We start from the raw sequence: 22,259 nt of genomic DNA, 5'->3' as shown, positions 1-22,259 counted from the left end.
CGACCTCCCTTGGGTGACTCGTAGCGGACGCTAGCGGCACTGTTCACTCCTGTCTAGACATTTCTGTACAGTGCAGATCACCGAAGGAAGGCGCAAGGTTGGGCGCAGAAATTACAGGCTTGCGCTGGGTCGGGATTGAACGCTTTGAAACCAGGCTAGGGTTGCGCTGTTGCCTTCGGGGATGCGTGTTTTGATGACGCGGGCAAAATCCAAAAACACAAACGTGCTGATATCCGCCAAACTGAACATATCCCCCGCGATAAAGCGGCTGGCCTGCAATCGCGCCTCAAGCAATGTGAAAAAATCGGATAGGCGCGTTCTGCCTCGTTCGGCCAATGCTGAGATCTGAGGATGGTTTGTCGGTCCGGGGATGGCCCGGTCCTTGAACGCCGGGTGCGTATTGCGCAGAACCTCTGCGATCGGCATACCGCCCTGTTGTTCAACGATGGCATTCCACATCAAAACCTGCCCCTTCTCATCTGGTTTGCGCCCGAGTAGGGGTGGTTTGGGAAAGCGAGCCTCAAGATAGGCCGCGATCCCCAGGTTTTCGGTCAGAACTGCGCCTTCATCTGTGACCAGAACCGGGATTGTCGCCCGAGGGTTTACGGCCAGAAACGCGTCATCCAACTGCTCGTTCTTGGCAATCGAAACCTCGCGCGTTTCGATCTCCAGCCCTTTTTCCGCGATGAACATTCTGGCTCGGCGCGGGTTCGGGGCGGTCGAGCAGTCGTAGAAGATCATCTCGAATTTCCTCTCATTTAGGGGCGACAATTCAATCCAGTGCCTGGGACACGGCGCGCGCGATGACGCGCTCTTCATCCGTCGGGATCACCAACACCGGAATACCCTTGTCTGATATGACCTTGGAATTGGTGTCATTGGCCTGAACATTCAGGTGGATGTTCAGAAACTCCATCCCCTGCAGCACACGTTGCCGAATTGGGGCCGCGTTTTCTCCAATACCGCCACAAAAGACCACGGCATCAAGACCACCCAGAATGGCGGCCATTGCCCCCAGCTCGCGGCGGATGCGGAAAACGTAGTAGTCAATTGCCTCGCGGGCATGCGGGTCGTCACTGGCCAGCAAGGTACGCATGTCGTGGCTGATCCCGCTCAAGCCCAGCAGGCCGCTCTTTTTGTACAAGATATGGGTGATCGCCTCGACCCCATGCCCCTGCTGCATCAGATACAGCAAGACACCGGGATCAAGCTGACCGCAGCGCGTTCCCATCGGCAATCCATCCAGCGCAGAGAACCCCATGGTCGATCCGACGCTTGCGCCGTTGGTCACGGCACACATCGACGCACCATTGCCCAGATGCGCAATGACAACGCGACCCGCCGCTAAATCGGGGTAGTCCTGCTGCAACTTGCCGGTGATGTAGTCATAGGACAGCCCGTGGAACCCATAGCGCCGCACGCCTTTTTCGTAGAACCGCCGCGGGAGGGCGAAGGTATCGTTCACAAACGCATGGCCTGTGTGGAACGAAGTATCAAAACACCCCACCTGCACCGCATCCGGAAAGGCGGCCTGTGCAGCGCGAATGGCGGCCAGATTGTGGGGTTGATGCAGTGGAGCCAGCGGCGAAAGAGCCTCTAACTGCGTAAGGACATGATCATTCAGAACAACAGGACCATCAAATGTTTGCCCGCCATGCACGATACGGTGACCCACCCCAACAATATGGTGCGTGTCCAACAAAGGCTCGACAGATTGTAAAATTGCCTCTACGGCCGCCGCATGGTCGGCTGGGCCGATCTCAATGACCTGAACCGGCCCATCGCCTTGCAACTCCAGCTGCGCGACTGGGCCAAGGTTTTCGACCTGCCCCTGCCACAACAGTTCGGGTTCAGACGCGGCCCGGTATACGCTGAACTTGATGGTCGAACTTCCCGCGTTCAGTGTCAGGATTGCCTGCATGACGTCCCTCCTGTTTGCTTTGGTTGCCGCCGTGCCGACGCTACCTCCAGGCTTATCAAACCTAGCGCTGATAGATAAAGCACCGCCCCGGAACCGCGCCTTGGGGTAAGGGGAGCTCGGTAAGGGTTTCAAAATACATCCGGTCGCTCGACACCATTAGGCCACCTTCGGCCAAAAGCGGCTCGATCAAGGGTGAGACAAACCGTGCGAAGGCGTCATTCTTTTCTCGGTTGTGCCCGCCCAGATCAGCATGGATCAGGCTGGCTGTCGCACCGAACCGATCCAGAGAAGCGGGAAGTGTCTCGCGGACATCGCCCAAAATCACTCGATCCTCGGGCGGTGTCGAATCCGGATGCGAAGCGACCGCGCGTTCGAACACATAGACCGGGCGCTTGGTGACATATTGGATCATGTGGTGATAGGTCCTGCCATTCCCCAGCCCAAGTTCAAAGACCGGCCCACCCATATCTTGGGTCTGCGCGATGGCAAAATCCAGGCAGGCCCGCTGGGACACCATGCGGTCGATGAACAGATCAAGTCGGCTTTGATTCTCGGACACTGGGAAATCTCTCCTTGATACCTACTGCCAACATAAGGGCGGTCGAATTGGGCTTTGATGACAAAAGCTCAAGTGTTTGTGTAGTCGCCAGACCCCAAGTTTCACATTTCCGCGACATTTCAGCACAAGAACGGGTTTGACTATACGGGCAGAACCGCGCGAGACTGTCGAAAAAATCACGGGGAGTTGATAAAGCCGATGCAAACATGCGGCCAACCGGGTGGAAAACCCGAATGAATGCTTTGTTGTCCGTCAAAAACCTGAGCATCGGTTTTGGCGCAGGTGAATCTGTTGTCAAAGATGTGAATTTTGATGTCCATGCCGGACAGACCCTGGCGCTGGTCGGCGAGTCCGGGTCTGGCAAAACCATCTCATGCCGCGCCGCCTTGCGCATTCTGCCCCGAACCGCGCAAATCCGCAGCGGATCAATCACTCTTAACGACTCCAAAGGTACCGCCGAACTGACACAGATCAGCGAGCGCGAAATGCGTGGCATTCGCGGCAACCGGGTATCGATGATTTTTCAGGAACCGATGCGCTCGCTTTCGCCGCTGCACAAGATCGGCAATCAGGTGAGCGAGGTTCTCTGGCTTCATCGCGGCGCGTCCGAGGCACAGGCCCGCAAAGAGGTATTGAGTCAGTTCGAACGCGTTGGCTTCCCAGACCCGCAGCGCGCCTACGATTCCTATCCGTTCGAACTGTCTGGCGGCATGCGTCAGCGTGCAATGATCGCCATGGCAATGGTATCTAAACCCGATCTGTTGATCGCTGACGAACCGACCACAGCGTTGGACGTGACCACTCAAGCACAGGTTCTTGGCCTGATCAAAGAGCTTCAGCGCGAAACCGGCATGGCGCTGATCCTTGTAACCCATGACCTTGGCGTTGTGGCGAACATGGCCGAACACGTGGTGGTGATGCACAAGGGCCGTGTGATGGAGGCAGGCCCCGCCGCGCCGATCCTCACCGCTCCGGCGCATCCTTATACCAAGCAGTTATTCGATGCCGCCCCCGCGATCCCCGATAACGATGCTGTCGGGGTGCCAATGCCGGATGAAGACCTGATCCTGCAGATGAAAGGCGTTTCAAAGACCTATACGATGCGGGCCAGCAAAGGCTGGCAGGCCGACAAGGAAATCCACGCCTGTCGTGGCGTCGACCTGAACCTTGGCCGCGGCAAAACGCTGGCCATTGTCGGTGAAAGCGGGTCGGGCAAGACCACGGCAGCCCGGATCGCCCTGGGGGCAGAGCTACCTGACGCCGGTGGGGAAGTTCTGTTCAAAACCTCCGCACGAGATGACCCGATCCCCGTACATCAGATGACCCGCGCCCAGCGCACCGCGTTTCAACGCAAGGCGCAGATGGTATTTCAAGACCCCTATAGCTCGCTCAGCCCGCGTATGCGCATTCAGGATGCGATGACCGAACCGCTGGAAATTCACCGGATCGGGTCGACATCGGAACAACGCGACAAGGCCGCCGAGATGTTGCAGCGCGTGGGGCTGAACGGGGATATGCTGAAACGCTACCCGCATGCGTTCTCCGGCGGGCAAAGGCAGCGCCTGTCCATTGCGCGCGCCATGATGCTGGACCCGCAACTGATCGTCTGTGACGAACCGACCTCGGCTTTGGATGTTTCGGTACAGGAACAGATCCTGACCCTTTTGGAGAATTTGCAGGACAGTCTGAACCTGTCGTATTTCTTTATCTCTCATGACCTTGCCGTTGTGGCCCGCATCGCCGATGAGGTCGCCGTAATGCGCCGGGGGTTGGTCGTGGAACAAGCCCCGCCCGAAACCCTTTTCTACAATCCGCGCCATCCCTACACAAAGGCGTTGATTGCCGCCCAACCAGAACCCGACATCAACCGCCCGATTGACTTGCAAATGGTCTCATTGGGTGCCGGCGCGCCGGACAGTTGGGATGAAGCCTTTCGTTTCTCTGACACCGTGATACCTTCACTTGTGGAATTGGAGCCGGGCCATAAGGTACGTTGCCATGTATAAGACCACTCGCCATCTGATCCTTGCGGCATCGTTGGCCTTTTCTTTGCCCTTTGCCGCGAGCGCCGAACTTCCGACCTTGCAAGAGAGTGAGTTCTGGTCAAACGAGGTCAATTCCGGCGATCTGCCGCCCATAGCCGAGCGCCTGCCTAAGGAACCGCTGATCGTTGATCTGGCCGCGAAAGGCCGGGAATTCGGAACCCAGGGCGGCACCTTGCGCACCATGGTGACCCGGTCCAAGGATATCCGTCAGATGGTCGTCTATGGCTATGCGCGACTGGTCGGGTTTGACGAGAACTACAACATTGTCCCTGATCTGCTGGCCTCGTTTGAAAACGAAGGCAACCGCAAGTTTACCCTGAAGCTGCGGGAAGGTCACAAATGGTCTGACGGGTCGGCGTTCACGTCCGAGGATTTTCAATATTGGTGGGAAGATGTAGCAAACAACCCTTTGCTCAGCCCGTCCGGCCCGCCAGATTTCCTGATTGTCGAAGGCAACGCGCCCACAGTTTCTTTCCCGGATGAAACCACGGTGATCTTTGAATGGCCGGATCCCAATCCGGATTTCCTGCAATCGCTGGCTCAGGCCCGCCCGCCATTCATCTATCGGCCTTCAGCATTCTTGAAACCCTATCACGAGAAGTACGCAGACCCTGAAGAGCTTGCCTTTTTAGTCGACGACGCCCGGGTCAAAAGCTGGGCGGCGCTGCACAACAAGCTGGATAACCTTTATAAATTCGACAATCACGAACTGCCCACGTTGCAGCCTTGGTTGAATGCAAGTTCTGGCAAGAAAATCCGCCACAACTTTGTCCGCAACCCCTACTATCACCGCATTGACTCAAATGGCGTCCAACTGCCCTATATTGACATCGTCGCGATGGAGATCGTCGCCCCCGGTCTGGTCGCCGCAAAAACCAACGCGGGCGAGAGCGATCTACAGGGTCGCGGCTTGGCCTTCCGGGATGCATCGATCCTGAAAAAGGGGGAAGAGGTCGGCGACTACAAAACCCTGCTGTGGAAAACCGGTGTCGCCTCGCAAATCGCAATCTACCCCAACCTGAACTATGCCGATGAGGTCTGGCGGAATGTGCTGCGCGATGTCCGGGTGCGCCGTGCACTTTCGCTGGCGATAGATCGTAAAACCATCAATCAGGCGCTCTACTTCAAACTGGCGAAGCCAATGGCGATGTCCGTCCTGCCTGCCTCGCCCTTTTACAACGAGGAAGATGCCAAAGCCTGGGCCGCATTCGATGTCGATATGGCCAATGCGCTGCTGGATGAGGCCGGGCTGGACCAACGCGACGGCTCTGGCACCCGTCTATTGCCGGATGGCCGCCCGATGGAACTGATCATCGAAACCGCAGGTGAACGGCAAGAAGTTGAGAATGCGCTGCAGATCGTAACCGATACATGGCGCGAGATCGGGGTCAAACTGGTGATGCGCCCGCTTGATCGTGACATCTTGCGGAACCGTGTTTTTGCAGGCAATACAATGGCTTCAGTCTGGTTTGGGTGGGATGACGGGCTGCCACAGGCACATACCTCTCCGGCCTATCTGGCCCCGACCGATCAGGTCTTCCTCGCCTGGCCCAAATGGGGCCAATTCTACCAGACAGGTGGTGAGGTTGGCGAAGCCCCCGATATGCCCGAGGCCGAGCGGCTCATGAATCTGAACCATGATTGGGAGGTCGCCACCACGGATGAGGAGCGCACGGCAGTTTGGGCAGAGATGTTGAAAATCCACGCCGATCAGCTTTATGGCATCGGCATCCTGAACGGCGCCCCACAGCCTATCGTCGTATCGAACCGTCTACGCAACGTCCCGGAACAGGCCATGTGGGCGTGGGAGCCCGGCGCGCATTTTGGCGTCCACCGCCCAGATGAATTCTTTTTGGTCGACTGACAGGAGCAGCTAAATGATCATGCTGCGCTATGCGGTCTATCGCTTCTTTACGATGCTGCTGACCCTGTTGGTGGTCTCGGTTCTGATTTTCGTCATTATCAACCTGCCGCCGGGCGACTATCTGAGCAATCAAATCGCTGAACTTCAGGCCTCAGGTCAGTCAGCAGGTGTGGCAAAGGCCGAGTTTTTGCGCACCGAATATGCGCTGGATCGGCCGATGTGGGAACAATATCTGATCTGGATGGGCTTCTGGCCCGGCCCGCACGGGTTCTCTGGCATGATACAGGGCAACTGGGGTTGGTCCTTCGAGTTCGACCGCCCCGTGTCCGAGATCGTGGGTGATACGCTTTGGCTGACCGTTGTTGTGAACCTGGCCGCTATCCTATTTGTTTACGCCGTCGCCCTGCCCCTGGGCGTGATCGCCGCAGCACGATCGCGGACGTGGATCGACTATACTTCGGCCTTTGTCGGTTACCTGGGGCTGGCCACACCAAACTTCTTGCTGGCGCTAATCCTCTTCTACTACGGCCATCAATATTTCAACCTGCCCATCGGCGGACTAATGGATCCCAAATTCGAAGGTGAGCCAATGAGTTGGGACAAGCTGAAATCGATCCTAGTACATCTGATCGTGCCCACCTTTGTGATTGGCACCTCCGGCGCCTCGGCGATGATGCAGCGTTTGCGTGCGAACATGTTGGACGAGCTAGGCAAGCCCTATGTTGAAACCGCGATTGCCAAGGGAATGGCGCCATCGCGGATGCTGACAAAATACCCTCTGCGCGTTGCGTTCAATCCCTTCGTGGCCGATATTGGCAACCTGCTGCCCTCGATGGTGTCGGGTTCGGTTCTGGTGTCCGTTGTGTTGGGTCTGCAAACGATTGGTCCGACGCTGCTGACAGCCCTTAAGACACAGGATCAGTTCCTGTCAGCTTTCATTCTGATGTTTGTGGCGCTGTTGACACTGATCGGTACGATGATCTCAGATATCCTGTTGGTGATGCTTGACCCCCGCATTCGGTATGAGGGGCGCGAAGCATGACAGATCGCCCTGATAACCGCTATGTTGACGAGGCACCGTTCGATCCCGAAGCCTCGGTCCAGCAGCTAGAACGCGCTGATCTGGACGCCCCGAACTGGGTGCTGGTCTGGCGCAAATTCAAAACACACAAGCTGGGCTTGATCTCAGGCATCTTCCTGTTGCTGTGCTATCTTATGTTGCCGTTTGCGGGGTTCATTGCACCGTACGGCGCCAACGAACGCAATGGCGAGCATCTCTATGCCCCGCCCCAATCGATCAACTGGTTCCATGATGGCGAATTCATCGGGCCGCATGTCTATCCAATTGTAGCCGAAGCCGATCTGGAAACGTTCCAGTGGAAGTTCGTTGCGGATACTGACGACCCAAAACCGATCAAGTTCTTCTGCGAAGGCTCCGAATATCGTCTGGCCGGGTTCATTCCATCTGACACCCATCTGTTCTGCGCACCGGATGGAGCGACCGTGTTCCTCTGGGGCTCGGACCGACTGGGCCGCGATATCTTCAGCCGCATCCTCTATGGCGCGCAACTGTCGCTGACTGTGGGCCTGATTGGCATCTCGGTATCGTTCTTCCTAGGCATTCTGTTCGGTTCAATGGCCGGGTATTTCGGCGGGCGCATCGACTGGACCATCAACCGCGTTATCGAAGTTCTGCGATCCCTGCCCGAACTTCCCTTATGGCTGGCTCTGTCAGCCGCCGTGCCCTCGAACTGGAGCCCTGTTGCGGTCTTCTTCATCATCTCGATCATCCTGGGCATCCTCGACTGGCCCGGCCTCGCCCGATCCGTGCGGGCCAAATTCCTATCACTGCGCGAAGAAGAATATGTGCGCGCGGCTGAGATGATGGGCGCCAGCTCGGGTCGGGTGATCCGCAAACACCTGCTGCCGAACTTCATGTCCCACCTGATCGCCTCGGCCACCTTGTCGATCCCGGCCATGATTCTGGGCGAAACGGCGCTTAGCTTCCTGGGTCTGGGTCTGCGTGCACCGGCGGTCAGCTGGGGGGTCATGCTGAATGACGCCCAAAACCTCGCCTCAATCGAGATTTATCCGTGGACGGCCATTCCTATGCTTCCCATTATCGTCGTCGTTCTGGCCTTCAACTTCCTGGGTGACGGATTGCGCGACAGCCTCGACCCCTATCAACAATGAGCCTGCTGGCTTCTCTTCCCGCGGCCAGCAGCTACCGCACGAAAAAGCCCGGTGCATTGCACAGTGCGTTTGCTGTCTCGGAACTGGCAACCGCCAGCATCGCCGCGGTTGGACAGGAACTGTCGCGCCTGATGGTGGCGATGAACCTTACACCAACCGCACCTGAGGTGGTTGTGGATCAGCGCCTGGCCTCACTTTGGTATCGCTATTCTTTCAAACCAGACGGCTGGGAAATGCCAAGCCTGTGGGACGCGGTCGCCGGAGACTATCAGGCGGCAGACGGGTGGATTCGCTTGCACACCAACCTGCCGCATCATCGGGCCGCAGCCTTGAAGGTGATTGGCACACGCGCAGACCGGGACACCGTCGCACAGGCATTGAAATCATGGTCGATCGTTGACCTGGAAACCGTCATCGTCGCCGAAGGCGGGGTCGCCGCCGCCATGCGCAGTCGGGCCGAATGGCTGGACCATCCTCAGGGGCGTTCCGTGTCGCGGGACCCTTTGATTGGTTGGCACGGTCCTAGAAAAATCTCTCTGCGGGTTCGGCCAGAGGCAAACGCCAATCGCCCGCTGGCTGGGCTGCGCGTGCTGGATCTGACGCGCGTTCTGGCGGGCCCGGTCTCAACCCGCACGCTGGCGGGACTTGGGGCTGATGTTTTGCGCATCGACCCACCGGATTGGGACGAGCCTGGCGTCATCCCTGACATCTCTTTGGGCAAACGCTGCAGCTATCTCGACCTCAAATCACCAGAGGGGCTTGCGCGGTTGGAGGGGCTTCTGGCAGAGGCCGATGTGTTTGTCCATGGCTATCGCCCCGGTGCATTGGATGCGTTGGGACTGAATAAAGCCAAGCGAGATCAACTGGCCCCAAACCGGGTTGAGGTGACGCTGGATGCGTATGGCTGGCAAGGTCCTTGGGCCGCACGGCGCGGATTCGACAGCCTGGTACAGATGAGCGCCGGGATCGCACATACCGGTATGATCTGGGCGCAGGCGGACAAACCAACCCCGCTGCCGGTTCAGGCGCTCGACCACGCAACCGGCTATCTTATGGCTGCCGCTGTTCTGTCCGCTCTGGCCGAAGCGGCGCGAGGTAACACCGTGATGCATGCCCAGCTGTCGCTTGCCCGAACGGCAGAGCTGTTGGCAGCCCTGGGCAAATCCGATTCGGAAAAGGCCATCAAGGACGCCTCTCAGTCTGACTATAACAATACGCCCGAAACCTCGGGTTGGGGGCCGGGATATCGCCTGAGATCGCCGCTGAGCGTTGGCAAAACCAAACTGCACTGGAACCTGCCCGCCTCAAAACTGGGCACATCCGACGCCGTCTGGCCCTAGCCGATCAAAACACGCGACCGCCGCGCGGAACGCGCGGCCCGGCCCAACGCTTTGGGGGTCGTCTCGTCAGAGATGCATCCCACAGGGGCAGGAGCCTACCCTAGCGATCATCTCCACCCGGGCCGATATCGTCCAGGTAATCTTCGTCAATAGCAGCTTGAACCGCGCCGGTGACCGCCTCACGCTGTTTCGGGCTCAGGTCTTCGACCTCTTTGCCATCGGCCAGTCTGACGGTCACCTCACGATGGGCAAAGCGGATACCTTCACGCGCAAACAGCTCTCGGATGTCCTGGTAGACCTTCTTGCGCACAAGCCACTGATCACCGGGCTTGGTCATGAATTTGACGCGGATGATCATCGCAGAATCCTGCATTTCGATCACCCCTTGCGACTTCAGCGGCTGAATGAAGTTTTCACCAATCACCGGATCGCTCAACAGTTCCTGTCCCAGCTTCTTGATCAGCTTCCGCACCTTCTCGACATCCGTGTCATAGGTCACGCGCAAGGGCAGTTTCATGATCACCCAATCACGCGAATAGTTGGTCAGCACTTTGATCTCACCAAATGGGATGGTGTTCAGCGCCCCCAGATGGTGCCTCAGCTGGAATGACCGGACCGAGATCTTTTCAACCGTCCCTTTCACGTCCCCAATGTCGATGTATTCCCCTTTGCGGAACGCGTCATCGAGCAGGAAGAAGGCACCCGAGAAGATATCGCGCACCAAGGTTTGTGAGCCAAACCCGACCGCCAGCCCGACAACACCGGCACCAGCGAACAAGGGGCTAACATTGATGCCCAACTCCATCAGTACGATCAGGATAATCGTCACTACGACAACGGCCAGGATCGCCCCACGGAACAGTGGTAGCAGAGTCGCCAGACGGCTTTGCCCGCCTTCGCCACCTTCGTCCCCAAGTTCGGCCTCGGTACCGTCATCGGATTCTTCGGCGATCTTGCTGTCGATCCAGATGCGAAAGAAGTTGAACAGGATGTAACCGATGAACAGGATCACCATGACATCCAGCGCGCGCTCGATGGGCAGGTCTTCGCTCCAACTGGCTTCGGGGTTCCAGATCACGACCAAAGCGTAGATGCCGACTACAAAGGCCAGAATGCCGGCCACACGGCGGGCCAGATCCTCATAAGTAAGGATCACATGCTTGCGTTGCTCAGCTTGCGGCGTGTCGGCATCCTCGTGCGCTGCATCTGCAATGGCATTCTTTTCTTCTATACGCCGGTTGCGATCAAAATAGCGTTCCAGCACATAGTTCATCGCGCCGTATGCGACGACAACTGACATGAAGATCATATAGCTACTGGCAACAATCGGGATTGAATTGTCATTCTCCAGCACCAGATCAACGGCCAGTTTGAACCAGCTGAACATCAAATAGACGATCAGAAATGGCGCCCAGGCGAAAGAAATAAACCTCAAGAGCCATGATACTTGAGCCGGGGCCCGTCCACCTCGGATCGCGTTAGAAATCGCACGCGCATTGAATAGGATCATCAGGATGTTGCCCACGGCACCGACCATGGTCAGCCCGCCATACACCATGGCGTAGACATTGTAGTTCAACCCGAAATCCGCGACCCAGGTTGCAAATAAAACGGCCGAGATATCATAGGTCGCCAGAAGCGAGGCCCAGATATACAGCCGCTTCGCATCCCGGTCCGAAAACGGGGGCAATCGGTACTGGCTCAGAAAGGGTGATAACACCATCCGCCACAAGTCAGACACCGTTCGCGCCAGGAAAAAGGCGGTAAATATTGCAGTCACCGTAAACTGGATCGAAATATCTTCGGCCTCGCCAAAGAACAGATAGCCAACGATCAGGGCCATCAACATCGCAAAGATGGTTCCGCCTATCCCCATAAGGAAGCGGAACACCAAGAACGGCATCTTTTCCTTATAGCCTTGCGGGTTTTCCTTGATCCGGGCCACCACCCAGCGTCTGGCGAACCGCTTGCCATAGATTTCGGTGGACAGCCATCGGCCCAACAGCAGGAACAGAACGTTCCAGCCCAGAACCTCGACATAGGTCTGTATCCGCCCGTCCGGGCTGGTCTGGCGCAAGATGTACTGAACTTCGAACACCGAATACGGCAACGCCTCCAGCCGTGATGCGGCGGAATCGCGGAATTTCGAGAACCGCTCCTGCGCTTTCATCAGCTGCGACCCATCAGCCATTGGGTTACCCGAAGCGTCTTCCGATGCCTCTGCCGCAGCACCGGTTGACGTGACGACCTGCCCGGCGCTGTCAATGACAATAACGCTGGCACCGGCCTCACTGGCGGCGCGGATGGCAGCGGCCAAATCGCTTTCACTGGTGGTGTCGGTACTCTCGCTTGATCCAGAGGAATAGCCCGGTATCAACCCGGTTTGCGCGGTTCCGCTGACCGGATAGACCAAGACAAAGGTCATGAACGCAAAAAGCAATCCAGCCAGAACATTATGTTTCATAGGGTCTTACATCCCGATCCAAAGTTTCGGATAAGGTTACAAAAGCGTTCGGTTCAGTTCAAACCATCTTGGCCCAAGGTCCCAAATTTGTGTTAAATTGCGTGATCGGCGCACCGTGACAAGGATTCCTCAAAACCCATTCGGCTGTTGCCAAATCACAATGTTTGGCGCATTTGCAAAGGCGCTTTTCCACCTTTGGCAAGCGCGGCTTAACAATGTAAGGTATGTGGTGCAAACGCGCAGACCATAAGTAAGACCAAAACACAGGCACCAATATGAGCCTCGGCAAAAACACAGTTAACACCGGTCGCGCGCCGCGCATCCTGTTTTACAGCCACGATACTTTTGGGTTGGGGCATCTGCGACGCTCGCGCGCATTGGCTGCAGCGATCACACAGGCTGATCCGACCGCCTCGGCCCTGATCCTGACGGGATCGCCCGTGGCTGGGCGGTTTACCTTCCCGCGCCGCGTCGACCATGTCCGCCTACCCGGCGTCACCAAGCGCGCCGACGGGTCTTATGCCGCGCGCACAATCGGGATGGGGATCGATGAAGTGACCGACCTGCGATCCGGCCTGATCCAGACAGCAGTTCAGCAGTTTAACCCCGATATCCTGATCGTTGACAAGGAACCCACCGGGTTTCGGGGTGAGCTTTTGCCCACGCTTGAATATCTTGAAAACAACTGCGGCACACGGCTGATCCTGGGTCTGCGCGATGTTCTGGATGAACCCGAGGTGCTGGCTGCAGAGTGGGAGCGCAAAGAGGCCATCGCCGCAACCGAACGGTTTTATCATGAAATCTGGGTTTACGGGCTGAACTCAATCTATGATCCAACCAAAGGATTGCCGCTGAGCCGCAGCGCGCAATCCCGTATCCACTACACCGGCTATCTGCGCCGCGATCTGGGCCCGGTTGGTGAACCGCCCGAACAGCCCTATATTCTGATCACACCCGGCGGAGGGGGTGACGGCAAGGCCATGGTCAATCTGGTCCTTTCCGCCTACGAAAAAGATCCCGATCTGTCCCCCCGAGCCATTCTGGTCTACGGCCCGTTCCTGTCGGGTGAGTTGCGAGAAGAGTTTGAAACCCGTGTCGCTGCGCTAAACGGTCGGGTCACTGCCGTTGGCTTTGAATCCCAGATCGAAACCCTGTTTGCCGGGGCGGCCGGGGTTGTGTGCATGGGGGGCTACAACACGTTTTGCGAAGTTCTGTCCTTTGACAAACGTGCCGTTATCGTGCCCCGCACCACTCCTCGTCTAGAACAATGGATCCGGGCCTCGCGCGCCGAAGGTCTGGGGCTTGTGCGCATGCTGGATGAAACCCGCGATGGCCTGACGCCCGACGCGATGATCAAAGCCATCCGCGCGCTGCCGCAGCAATCTTTGCCATCGCAAACCATCCGTGCTGGCCTGCTGGATGGCCTTGACTATGTCACAGCCCGTATTGATGCCCTGCTGACCGGGGAAAAGGAACGAGCCACCGGATGAATGCCAATGCTCCGAAGCTAGCGGTGCTGGTCAAAGGGTGGCCGCGCCTATCCGAGACATTCATCGCGCAGGAACTGGTCGCCCTTCAGGATGCAGGCCACCAGTTTGATATCTGGTCGCTGCGCCACCCCACGGATACCAAGCGTCATCCTTTGCATGACCGCTTTAGCGGTCAGGTTCACTACCTGCCTGAGTATCTGTATGACGAACCCCAACGCGTCTGGGCCGCGCGCGCGGAGGCCCAACGCCTGCCCGGTTACGCCAAGGCCTATGACATCTGGCGCAAGGATCTGCGCCGCGACCCGACCCACAATCGCATTCGCCGTTTCGGTCAGGCCTGCGTTCTGGCCACCGAGCTTCCGGCGGCAACGCGCGCGCTTTATGCGCATTTCATGCATACGCCTTCTTCTGTGGCGCGCTATGCCGCCATCATGCGCGGCCTACCGTGGAGCTTTGCCGCCCACGCCAAAGATATCTGGACGTCACCAGACTGGGAAAAGCGCGAGAAGCTGCACCCAGACACCTATGGCGCAGCCTTTGGGGCGACGTGCACTGCATTTGGTGCCAAACATCTGCGCGGACTGGCCGATACGCCAGATCGGATCGATCTGATTTATCACGGGCTGGATCTGGGCCGGTTTCCTGCGCCGCCTGATCGTCTACCGCGACAACCCAATGCGGCCTTCCATATGATGTCGGTTGGCCGGTTGGTTGAGAAAAAAGGGTTTGACCGGCTGATCGCCGCTTTTGCCTTGCTGCCGGATACCCTGAACTGGCGTTGGACCCATATCGGCGGCGGCGGTTTGGGGCCAAGCCTACGTGATCAGGCCTTAGCTGCCGGTGTCGCAGATCGCATCACCTGGAAAGGGGCCTGTGATCAGCCCGAGGTGATTGCCGCCATGAGGCAGGCAGATTTGTTTGTTCTGCCAAGCCGGATTGCCGAAGATGGCGACCGGGACGGGCTGCCAAATGTCTTGATGGAGGCGGCCTCGCAAAAACTGCCGATCCTGTCGACACCGGTTTCGGCCATTCCCGAGTTCATCGAAACGGGGTTTCATGGCCTCTTGTCCAGCGACGGTCCTGCCGCATTGGCCAGTGCGATTTGTGACCTTGCAGCGCACCCATCCCAAACCGCCCAAATGGCCGAAGCCGCTTATACGCGCCTATTGGCAGAGTTTCGGATGGATCCAGGAATTGCGCGTTTGTCGGCCCGTCTTAAGACCCTGTGCGCGGATGCAGCCTGATGGCGCGGGTCGCGTTCTATGCTCCGATGAAATCGCCCGATAGCCCCAAACCCTCGGGCGATCGCGAGATGGCCCGAAACCTGATGCAGGCAATCGGGGCACAGGGGGATCGCGTTGATCTGATCTCGGATCTGCGCATCTATGACAAGATCGGAGATGCGGCGAAGCAGCGCGCCCTGCGACAAGCGGCTGAGGTTGAAGCACAGCGGCTGATCTCGGACATGCCTGAAGACATCGACCTTTGGGTGACCTATCACAACTACTACAAGGCGCCCGACCTGTTGGGGCCGGTCGTCGCGCAAGCACTTGGCATTCCTTATGTGCAGTTGGAAAGTACCCGCGCCTCAAGCCGCCTGACGGGACCGTGGGCAAGATTTGCGCAAGCTGCGCACACAGCCTGCGATGCGGCACAGGTGATTTTCTATCACACGGCCAATGATCTGATCACACTGGAGCGCGAGCGCTATGGCGATCAGGCACTGATTGAGCTGCCTCCATTCTTGCCGATGGCGGATCTGCCATCCGCAAGTAGCTGTGATGGCCCGATGCTAACCGTTGGGATGATACGCCATGGGGATAAGCTGTCCTCGTACCGGATTCTGGCCGAAGCACTGTCGCACCTGTCAGGCGATTGGCACCTGAACATCGTGGGTGATGGCCCTGCGCGCCCGGATGTCGAAAACCTGATGGCACCGTTTGAAGGCCATATCACCTTTCTGGGCCAACTCGATCGGGAGGCGCTCCAACGTGTTTACGGCGAGGCCTCGATATTCGTGTGGCCCGGTGTGAACGAAGCCTATGGGATGGTCTATCTGGAAGCGCAAGTCGCTGGCGTACCCGTCGCCGCGCAAGACAGACCCGGTGTGCGGGACGTTCTGGCCCCAGCGGACTACCCGGCTGCTGAGGCGGGGGCAAAAGGATTGGCGCAGCAGATTCAACCTTTGCTGGATGATCCCAAGCGGCGGCGCGCCCTTGGCCAAGCGGCCCGCACGCATGTTGCCACCCGTCACCTGATGCCCAAAGCGACCGAGGTGTTTTGGGCAGCCATACGCCCAATGCTGGAGGTAAAGGCATGACCCGATTGGCTCTGCTGCGCCATGGACACACCCACTGGAACCGTGCTGGACGCATTCAGGGGCGCAGTGACATCCCACTGGATGACGATGCCCGTTCAGAACTGGCCGAATATGCCCTGCCAAACGGTTGGGAAGACGCCGAGATATGGTCCAGCCCTTTGGCCCGCGCGCAAGAGACGGCGCTGTTAGTATCGGGTCGCACCCCTCAGACCTCGCCCGCGTTGACCGAAATGAACTGGGGCCGGTGGGAAGGGTTGCGCGGGGTCGATCTGATCGCAGACCCAGACAGCGGGTACCGCCATATCGAGGACTGGGGTTGGGATTATCGCCCACCCGAGGGCGAAAGCCCTGCTGAAGTTTGGGCACGATTGGAATCCTGGCTGTGTGAGCTGAACCAAGACACTATTGCTGTCTGCCACATCGGCATCATGCGCGTCATTCTGGCCCGGGCGTGGGGATGGAATTTTGAAGGCCCAGCGCCCTTTAAGATCAAACGCAATCGGCTCTATATCATTGATATGGCCGATATGACCCCAACACCGGATCCCGTTCGCCTGATTGCTCGCGGAGTGACCGAATGAATGTGATGATTGTCGTCACCCATCTGTTGGGAACGGGCCATCTGAGCCGTGCGCTGACGCTTGGCCGTGCCTTTACCGAAGACGGCAGCGACGTGATGATCGTGACCGGCGGGATGCCCGCGCCGCAGTTAAACTCGGACGGCATAACACTGTTTGGCCTGCCCCCGCTACGCTCGGACGGAACAGATTTTACGCGTCTTTTGACAGAGATCGGTGAGGCCGCCGACCCTGCCTATCTGTCGGCGCGTAGTGCGGCCCTTGTTCAGGCTGTACAAAGCTTTCAACCGGATGTTCTGATCACCGAGCTGTTCCCCTTTGGCCGCCGATCCCTTGCGGCGGAGTTCGAAGTGGGCCTAAAGGCGGCATATGCCTTGCCGAAACGCCCGCTGGTTCTAGCCTCGGTCCGGGATATTCTGGCCCCGCCATCCAAACCGGCTAAAGTGACCCGTGCCGACGAAATCATTAGTCGTTTTTACGATGGTGTCTTGGTGCATTCGGATGAGAGCATAATCCCATTATCGGTCAGTTGGCCGGTATCCGATCAACTGGCCCAGCACCTGCACTATACGGGTTTTGTTGCGCCTGCCGCGGCGCGCCCGCATCCCGAGGCGCTTGGAACCGATGAAATCCTGGTAAGCGCTGGTGGCGGATCGGTGGGGCAGCCGATCTTTCGTGCGGCCATCGAGGCCGCGCGAAAGATACCCAACAGGCGCTGGCGCCTGTTGGTGGGCGGGCGTGATGCGCAGGAGCGCATTGCAGAATTATCTCAGCTAGTTGGTGAGGCACCCGTGTCGCTGGAACCCGTCCGCCCGGATTTTCGCCAGATGCTGCCACACGCAGCGGCCTCGGTCAGCATGTGCGGCTACAACACTGCGCTGGACATCCTGCAATCGGGCACCCCTGCGGTACTCATCCCGTTTGATGACGGCAAAGAGGTTGAACAAGGCTTGCGCGGGCAAAGCCTGTCAGAACTGCCTGCAATAGAAGTGCTGCGTAGTCAGGCATTGACCGGCGATAGTATTGCCGAACGGGTCGAGCAAGTGATCTTGGAAGGCAGGCGTGCACCCAAGCAAGACGGCCTCGATGGAGCAAAGCGCTCTGTCGAGATCACAAAGCACCTGTTGGGGCGGCGCACATGACGCCGGATTGGAAACCCTTGGAGGACGAGCTTGCGCTTTGGCGTGCCCAAGGCCTGACGCTGCCCCTATGGTGGCGCGATGATGATGCCACGGTGCAAACACCGCAATTGGAGACACTGACTGCGCTGTCCGAACGCGTTGGATTGCCGGTACATCTGGCCGTTGTCCCCCGGGATGCGAATGCCAGCCTTGCGGGTTTCGTAGCACGCCACGAAAGCCTAATCCCTGTCGTCCATGGCTGGGCACACCAAAACCATGCGCCTGCGGGAGAAAAGAAGTCTGAATTTCGCGCGCATCGCCCGTTACAGGATATCATTGCCGACGCGCAAGCCGGGTTTGTTCGCCTGACGGATCTGTTTCACGACAGGTTGCGCCCCATGTTTGTCCCCCCCTGGAACCGGATCGGGGATGAGGCTGTCGCCCAACTGCCTGCACTCGGGTTCCGAATATTGTCGACAGCAACACCGCGGAAAGCGACCTTTGCGGCCCCTGGATTGGAACAGATCAACACGCATCTGGACCCGATTGACTGGCGGGGCACACGGGGATTGGTCGCACCGGACATTCTGATCGCAAGGATGGCCGCACTACTGCAAGACCGCCGCACGGGTCAGGCCGACAATACAGAGCCCTTCGGCATCCTGACCCACCATCTGGTCCACGACCCAGACATTTGGACCTTTACCGAGGCATTGCTAACAAAACTGCTGGAGGGACCCACGCGCCCTTGGGTGGCCCTCGACACACCAGAACGGAGTTCCCCCATATGAGCCGATTGGATTCCATGCTGCGCCGCCTGACCGCTCAGCGCGACGGGCTGAACTGGGCCGCAGCCCGGATCACCAACCAAGACGGAGATGTTCTGGACATGGGTCTAGGCAATGGCCGCACCTATGACCACCTGCGGGAAATCATGCCGGATCGGCGCATTTGGGTTATGGATCGCCTGTTGCAATGCCACCCTGACAGTACCCCACCCGAACAGGATTTCTTGCAAGGTGAGGCCGAGCCAATGCTGCAGAAACTGGCAGCCTCGGGCCACAAGATGGCCATGGCACATTACGATTTCGGACGCGGGATCAAGGAAGACGACGTGGCTGAAGCCGCGCACCTCAGCCCGATGATCGCACAGGTCATGCAACCCAATGGGTTGTTGATCTCGGGCCAACCTCTGGTCGGGTTCAACCAGATCGAAGGACCCGAAACCATCGCCCCGGACCGTTATCTGTTTTACACCGCCTGATCAGGCGACCCGCTGCCCGCGCGACCAAACGGCGCTGAGCGCGGGTACATTGCCACGCATTCGGAACCGGATCAGGTCAGCGCGTGCATCTTTGCGCAGCTCACCCCGATCCTGCAGCCCTGCGGCCTGCGCTGGGGTGAGCGTAACGGTCTTGAGGCCGCGCGCCATATCCCCCCACATCTCGCCCAATCGCACTGCCGACAGCAACAGCGCAGATGGCACATAGTCAGACGACATGATGTCCAGATGGCCCAACTCGGCCAGGTCCCGGGCTGCGACGTTCCCAGAATGCGACCCGCCCCGAATGATGTTCGGTGCCCCCATCATCACCTTGATGTCGTGATCATGGCAGGCGCGCGCCGCCTCGACGGTCGTGGGAAACTCGGCCAAGCGGATACCGTGGCCAGCAGAAACCTTCACCTGATCCTCGGTCGTGTCATCATGGCTGGCCAGCACCGCCCCAAAACGACGCGCGGCCTTGACAGTCTCGACCTCATGCTTCTCACCATACGCATCCCGCAGCCCCTTCAGTCGCGCCACATGCTGCAGGAACATGTCATCGTCCATGGCATGCTTGCCCTTCACATAAGCCTCAAGCTTCGAGATATCCCGAAACTGGCGTTGCCCCGGCGTGTGATCCATCAGCGAGACCAACCCAACCCGATCTTCCGGGCCAAACTCATCCAGTTCTTCGACCAGGGTTTCCGAGCAGACCTCTGCCCGCAAATGCAGGAAGTGACTGATCTTAAGGGCGTCCTGTTCGCGTAGCTCCCACAGTTCTTGCGACAAACCGCGGGCGTATTTGCCATACCGCGCCGCACCAGATGGGATCGACCCCACCCGCATGGCATCGAACACCGTGGTAATCCCGGTGCTGGCCAACTCGGCGTCATGAGCCAGGATCGCAGCAGCATGAGGCCAGTCCACTTTCGGACGCGGCTGGATATGCCGCTCCAGATTATCCGTGTGCAGCTCGACCAGACCGGGGCAAACATAGTCGCCCTCGCAATCAATCGCACCCGCCGGAACCGCAGCCCCGGTGTCGATATCGGCAATATGCTCACCAACGATGCGAATGCTGCCGGTTACGGTCTCATTCGGGAAAACAAGCGTGGCATTGGCAAGGGTCAATTCTTCTGTCATCTGAACTTCACACTGTTTGAGCTATTGGAAGGCCACGCAATAGGAGGCCAATGTGACATTCACGCGATACGCGATCTATTTTGCACCACCCGCCAAGGCGGATTGGACGGTTTTTGCAACCAGCTGGCTGGGCTGGGATATGGAAAGCGGAACGCAGGTCGCACACCCACCGGTCGATGGTGTTGATGTTGCTGCCGTGACCGAGGTGCCCCGCAAATACGGGCTGCACGCGACTATGAAACCCCCGTTTCGCCTGCGCAATGGCCAAAGCTGTGAGGCTTTGCAACGGGCCTGCGAAACGCTTGCGGCCAACCAAACGTCGGTTAATCTGGACGGGCTTGAAATTGCGCGTCTTGGTCGGTTTTTGGCCTTGCGCCCGGTTGGCGATGTGGATGCGCTGAATGCGTTGGCCGCCGCCTGCGTGACAGAGCTTGACAGGTTTCGCGCGCCCGCATCCGAGGTCGAACTGACGCGTCGCCGTGCCGCCAATCTGACCCCGGAACAGGATGCCCATCTGATCAGATGGGGCTATCCTTACGTGCTGGATGCGTTCCGGTTTCACATCACGCTGAGCGGGAAGTTGGACAAACCCACTCTGGCCGCGACCGAAACTGCGCTTAAAGCACATTTGGGCCCGCTTTTGCCCAAGCCCTTCCAGATCAACGATCTGGCTTTGATGGGCGAGGCCGAGGATGGGCGGTTTCACCTGATCCATCGCTACGCGCTTTCTAACTGAAGACAGTTCAGGATCTCGCTGACCGTATCGTCCAACGTGCCTGAATTGTCGATTTCGAACACTCGCTCCAGCCCCTCAGGCAAAGGGGCGCGTGCTCGCCCAAGGCGGCGCGCTTGTTCCACGCTGCTTTCGCGCCCACGCGCCGCAAGACGCTGGGCCAGAACTTCAGCGCTGGCAGTCAGCGAGACCACAACCAAATCCCCGAAGACCTCCTGCGCCTGCACCAGTATGGACCGAGAGAGGTTCACCAATACAGCGCTGCAAGTCTTGCGCTGCTCAGCAATCTGAGACGGCACGCCATATAGCAACCCATGGGCCGACCAATGCAGCGCAAAGGCCCCGTCCAGTATCATCTGTTCGAACAGATCGACCGAAACGCGGTCAAAATCCTCGCCCTCTTCCCCTTCGGGCCGGGTGATCACACGGCGCAAACGCTGTATACCCGGCGCGCGGGCCTCCAGAGCCTCCATCACGCTGTCTTTGCCAACCCCTGAAGGACCGACAACAGCAATGACCGGAGCCAGCGTCATGCGGCTTTCCCGGGGGTGAAACCCGACACGTCAATCTCGCGATCGCACAACCGCTGACGGGCTTCGATATCGTGGAAGATGCCCACAATCGCCGCCCCTCGCGCCTTTGCCTCTTCGATCAGTGACAAAACCGTTTCGCGGTTCTGCGCATCCAGACTGGCCGTTGGTTCATCCAGTAGCATCGCCGGGTACTCATGCGCGAAACCGCGTGCGATGTTGACCCGCTGCTGCTCGCCACCCGAAAACGTCGTCGGGCTTAGCGCCCAAAGCCGTTCAGGAATGTTCAACCGCTTGAGCAGGCCTGCAGCCTTGTCCAACGCGATCTGCCTGTCATGCCCCAACGCCAACAACGGCTCGGCCACAACCTCCAGCGTCGGGACCCGAGGGACCACCCGCAGAAACTGGCTGACATAGCCCAGCGTTTCGCGCCGCAGTGCCAGAATCTCGCGCGGCTCGGCCTGTGCAACATCCAGACCGCCGACCAGCACCTTGCCAGACGCCGCCAGATAGTTCCCGTAAATCACCCGCATCAGCGTGGATTTCCCCGCGCCCGAGGCCCCGGTCAGCGCGACGCATTCCCCCGCACTGACCTTTAACGAGGCACCTTCCATAACCGGGATAACCGCGCTGCCCTGATTGTGCAGGGTAAAGCTCTTGCTTACGTCATTCAGCTCAATCATAGCTTTATCTT

Annotated in this window: 20 protein-coding genes; 13 read left to right on the top strand and 7 right to left on the bottom strand. The window is 58.5% G+C overall.

Annotated elements, in window-relative coordinates; all coding sequences use genetic code 11:
- Positions 1-111: 111 nt before the first annotated feature.
- The 3 genes from ACR0JX_RS04660 to ACR0JX_RS04650 all read right to left on the bottom strand — a co-directional run bounded on the left by ACR0JX_RS04660 (position 112) and on the right by ACR0JX_RS04650 (position 2,480).
- Entirely contained in the window at positions 112-741 is a 630-nt protein-coding gene (locus ACR0JX_RS04660) for a glutathione S-transferase family protein (RefSeq protein ID WP_480541838.1), read from the bottom strand.
- A gap of 31 nt (positions 742-772) precedes the next feature.
- Positions 773-1,921 carry an acetate/propionate family kinase gene (locus ACR0JX_RS04655; protein WP_480541836.1) on the bottom strand — a complete coding sequence of 383 codons (1,149 nt, stop codon included), beginning with the start codon at positions 1,919-1,921 and terminating at the stop codon, positions 773-775.
- A 61-nt stretch (positions 1,922-1,982) separates the two neighbouring features.
- Complete coding sequence (locus ACR0JX_RS04650) at positions 1,983-2,480, bottom strand: class I SAM-dependent methyltransferase (protein WP_480541835.1); 498 nt, start codon at positions 2,478-2,480, stop codon at positions 1,983-1,985.
- Positions 2,481-2,713: 233 nt separating this feature from the next.
- Between ACR0JX_RS04650 and ACR0JX_RS04645 the strand changes: the two genes are divergently transcribed.
- The 5 genes from ACR0JX_RS04645 to ACR0JX_RS04625 are packed head-to-tail and all read left to right on the top strand — an operon-like array spanning position 2,714 to position 9,922.
- A complete protein-coding gene (locus ACR0JX_RS04645; RefSeq protein ID WP_480541833.1) occupies positions 2,714-4,486 on the top strand; it encodes an ABC transporter ATP-binding protein in 1,773 nt (590 codons plus the stop codon).
- On the top strand, positions 4,479-6,389 hold the full coding sequence (locus ACR0JX_RS04640) for an ABC transporter substrate-binding protein (RefSeq protein WP_480541831.1): 1,911 nt from the start codon (positions 4,479-4,481) through the stop codon (positions 6,387-6,389). Before ACR0JX_RS04645 ends, ACR0JX_RS04640 begins: the two co-directional genes overlap by 8 nt.
- Positions 6,390-6,402: 13 nt before the next feature.
- On the top strand, positions 6,403-7,431 hold the full coding sequence (locus tag ACR0JX_RS04635) for an ABC transporter permease (protein ID WP_170531235.1): 1,029 nt from the start codon (positions 6,403-6,405) through the stop codon (positions 7,429-7,431).
- Positions 7,428-8,582, top strand: coding sequence for an ABC transporter permease (locus ACR0JX_RS04630; protein WP_480541828.1), 1,155 nt, complete (start codon positions 7,428-7,430; stop codon positions 8,580-8,582). The genes ACR0JX_RS04635 and ACR0JX_RS04630 overlap by 4 nt, the downstream gene beginning before the upstream one ends.
- Positions 8,579-9,922, top strand: a complete 1,344-nt coding sequence (locus ACR0JX_RS04625; protein WP_480541826.1) for a CoA transferase — start codon at positions 8,579-8,581, stop codon at positions 9,920-9,922. The genes ACR0JX_RS04630 and ACR0JX_RS04625 overlap by 4 nt, the downstream gene beginning before the upstream one ends.
- Before the next feature lie 100 nt (positions 9,923-10,022).
- Here ACR0JX_RS04625 and ACR0JX_RS04620 read toward each other — a convergent pair whose 3' ends face one another.
- Positions 10,023-12,386, bottom strand: coding sequence for a mechanosensitive ion channel domain-containing protein (locus ACR0JX_RS04620; protein ID WP_480541824.1), 2,364 nt, complete (start codon positions 12,384-12,386; stop codon positions 10,023-10,025).
- A 275-nt stretch (positions 12,387-12,661) separates the two neighbouring features.
- Here ACR0JX_RS04620 and ACR0JX_RS04615 point away from each other — a divergent pair, with 275 nt between their 5' ends.
- Genes ACR0JX_RS04615 through ACR0JX_RS04585 form a run of 7 tightly spaced genes read left to right on the top strand, consistent with a single transcriptional unit; the run spans position 12,662 to position 19,159 of the window.
- Complete coding sequence (locus tag ACR0JX_RS04615; RefSeq protein ID WP_480541822.1) at positions 12,662-13,876, top strand: glycosyltransferase family protein; 1,215 nt, start codon at positions 12,662-12,664, stop codon at positions 13,874-13,876.
- Entirely contained in the window at positions 13,873-15,120 is a 1,248-nt protein-coding gene (locus ACR0JX_RS04610; protein WP_480541820.1) for a glycosyltransferase, read from the top strand. The genes ACR0JX_RS04615 and ACR0JX_RS04610 overlap by 4 nt, the downstream gene beginning before the upstream one ends.
- A complete protein-coding gene (locus ACR0JX_RS04605; RefSeq protein ID WP_480541818.1) occupies positions 15,120-16,196 on the top strand; it encodes a glycosyltransferase family 4 protein in 1,077 nt (358 codons plus the stop codon). The genes ACR0JX_RS04610 and ACR0JX_RS04605 overlap by 1 nt, the downstream gene beginning before the upstream one ends.
- Positions 16,193-16,777 (top strand): histidine phosphatase family protein, encoded by a 585-nt coding sequence (locus tag ACR0JX_RS04600; protein ID WP_480541816.1) that lies wholly within the window; start codon positions 16,193-16,195, stop codon positions 16,775-16,777. Before ACR0JX_RS04605 ends, ACR0JX_RS04600 begins: the two co-directional genes overlap by 4 nt.
- Positions 16,774-17,916, top strand: coding sequence for a glycosyltransferase family protein (locus ACR0JX_RS04595; RefSeq protein WP_480541814.1), 1,143 nt, complete (start codon positions 16,774-16,776; stop codon positions 17,914-17,916). The genes ACR0JX_RS04600 and ACR0JX_RS04595 overlap by 4 nt, the downstream gene beginning before the upstream one ends.
- On the top strand, positions 17,913-18,686 hold the full coding sequence (locus ACR0JX_RS04590; protein ID WP_480541812.1) for a polysaccharide deacetylase family protein: 774 nt from the start codon (positions 17,913-17,915) through the stop codon (positions 18,684-18,686). The genes ACR0JX_RS04595 and ACR0JX_RS04590 overlap by 4 nt, the downstream gene beginning before the upstream one ends.
- Positions 18,683-19,159: a class I SAM-dependent methyltransferase gene (locus ACR0JX_RS04585; RefSeq protein WP_480541810.1), complete on the top strand. Its 477-nt coding sequence runs from the start codon at positions 18,683-18,685 to the stop codon at positions 19,157-19,159. The genes ACR0JX_RS04590 and ACR0JX_RS04585 overlap by 4 nt, the downstream gene beginning before the upstream one ends.
- Here the strand turns inward: ACR0JX_RS04585 and ACR0JX_RS04580 are convergent, their stop codons facing one another.
- A complete protein-coding gene (locus ACR0JX_RS04580; protein WP_170531257.1) occupies positions 19,160-20,302 on the bottom strand; it encodes an alpha-D-ribose 1-methylphosphonate 5-triphosphate diphosphatase in 1,143 nt (380 codons plus the stop codon).
- Between the two features lie 52 nt (positions 20,303-20,354).
- On the opposite strand from ACR0JX_RS04580, the gene ACR0JX_RS04575 reads away from it, so the two are divergent.
- A complete protein-coding gene (locus ACR0JX_RS04575; RefSeq protein WP_480541808.1) occupies positions 20,355-21,038 on the top strand; it encodes a DUF1045 domain-containing protein in 684 nt (227 codons plus the stop codon).
- Here ACR0JX_RS04575 and phnN read toward each other — a convergent pair.
- Together phnN and phnL are read right to left on the bottom strand one after the other, a co-directional pair.
- Positions 21,020-21,568 (bottom strand): phosphonate metabolism protein/1,5-bisphosphokinase (PRPP-forming) PhnN, encoded by a 549-nt coding sequence (gene phnN / locus ACR0JX_RS04570; protein WP_480541806.1) that lies wholly within the window; start codon positions 21,566-21,568, stop codon positions 21,020-21,022. The genes ACR0JX_RS04575 and phnN overlap by 19 nt on opposite strands.
- Entirely contained in the window at positions 21,565-22,248 is a 684-nt protein-coding gene (phnL, locus tag ACR0JX_RS04565) for a phosphonate C-P lyase system protein PhnL (protein ID WP_480541804.1), read from the bottom strand. Before phnL ends, phnN begins: the two co-directional genes overlap by 4 nt.
- Positions 22,249-22,259 lie beyond the last annotated feature (11 nt).

The organism is Ruegeria sp. AH7, assembly GCF_056541325.1.
The sequence above is the reverse complement of the archived record's forward strand: the minus strand, read 5'-3'. Positions and strand labels throughout refer to the sequence as shown.